Genomic DNA, 1,560 nt, shown 5'->3' on the forward strand with positions numbered 1-1,560 from the left:
ATCCACGTTTGATCGCGGCTTGTCGCTCTGACCAGCCACCGCCAACACTGTGCCTGTGTTCATAATCACAGCGGACAGGAGAAGCGCCTTGAACACTTCAAACCTCCCTGAAATTGTCACCGTCGTAGCACCTCGTCCTGCGTGATCGCCTGGCTCATGGGATGTTGAGAGTGAACCAGCTTTTCTGGCGCACGCCGTTCGCGTCATCATACTCGATAAACCAGGGCTTTCCGCGCATCGGTCGAGGGATGGTGTAGTAAGTGGGGCCATTACCAAGGGAATGCCCTCGATCGTTTCCCGCGGTCTGGATTGTTGCCGCAACCACCTTACCGTCGATTTCGATTTGGACCGGACGTGAACCGTCTCCATGATGCCCGCCGAGGGCGTTGCTTTTGAAAACAACGGGCAAGGAGAGCCTATCGGCCGCGATGCGGCAGATGTTCCGTTCTTGACCTAAGCCCGGCCGATCGGATTCGGAGCTGCCAACTGCTTGCCAGCCAGACGGACAATCCTCATACTTCTCAAATCTCGCCGCGCTGGAGTTGGCTTGCGGACAGGTCGGCCAGTCAAAACCCGGAGCTTCCATCGCCGCAATCAACTTGTAGATCGGCGGGTGGCACGAGGGGGTATCTCAGCACCATGGGCGCTCGCTACTCATATGGGACGTTCGGCAGGAATGCCGTGCGCTATTCCGGCGCGCGATGGGCCGCAGGCCGCGCCGCTCGGGGCGCCCGGCAGCTCGCGACAAACAGTTTTCGATCTTCGCGAGCAGCCAGGGCCGATGCCGCAACCCGGACCGCCATCCAGCAAGGTGCGCGCGATAACTCCAGGCCTCTGGCCTAGAACACAAGAATGATCACCGATCGCGGCCCTCGATCGGGATCGGGATCGTCGCGCAAACGAGGCAATACTAAAGTGTCAATCTCAATGGAAACACCTGCTAGCAGCAGCCGCGAACTCGTCGACAAGCGCTATTACAGGGCAGGCGCGACCTGGGAAGACGACACGCACAGGTCAATGCGCCGATCGCGTACATTGGCGTGGGTCGTCAGCGGCATTTCGGGACTGGTTGCGGTGCTGTCGCTGCTGGCGCTCGTGCTGATCCTGCCACTCCGGCAGTTCGAACCGTACGTTGTAGAGGTCGACAAATCGACGGGCTACCTCGAGATCATGCGCGCGCTCAAGCCTGGAGATTTATCGCAGAACGAGGCCGTCACGGCGGCCAATCTTGTGCGCTACATCAGGGCCCGCGAAACCTACGATTCCCGTGAACTGAAACAGAATTACGACCTGGCGCAGCTGTACTCCACCGACGCGGCGTCCAAGGATTTGACATGGCTGTACACGCCAGCAAATCCGCAATCGCTCGACAAGACCTATGGCCGCAATGTCACTGTAGCGGTCGAGATCAAGTCGGTTTCCCTGCTCAATCGCAACACGGCCTCGGTGCGCTTTGCCACGACGACGCGGCGGGACAATTCATCCACCGCCGACAATTGGGTGGCGGTGATAAAGTTCCGCTACACCTCAACACCGCTCAAGAACGAATGGCGTTTCGAC

General features: G+C 59.2%; 2 protein-coding genes. One reads left to right on the forward strand and one right to left on the reverse strand.

What is annotated here, in order from left to right; all coding sequences use genetic code 11:
- Window positions 1–154 precede the first annotated feature (154 nt).
- On the reverse strand, window positions 155–598 hold the full coding sequence (locus tag EN935_RS35340; protein WP_245469050.1) for a hypothetical protein: 444 nt from the start codon (window positions 596–598) through the stop codon (window positions 155–157).
- Between the two features lie 254 nt (window positions 599–852).
- On the opposite strand from EN935_RS35340, the gene EN935_RS35345 reads away from it, so the two are divergent.
- The coding region (locus tag EN935_RS35345; RefSeq protein WP_245489134.1) for a type IV secretion system protein at window positions 853–1,560 on the forward strand (708 nt) is incomplete at its 3' end.

The sequence above is a fragment of the Mesorhizobium sp. M7D.F.Ca.US.004.03.1.1 genome, assembly GCF_003998635.1.
GTDB classification, from domain to species: domain Bacteria; phylum Pseudomonadota; class Alphaproteobacteria; order Rhizobiales; family Rhizobiaceae; genus Mesorhizobium; species Mesorhizobium loti.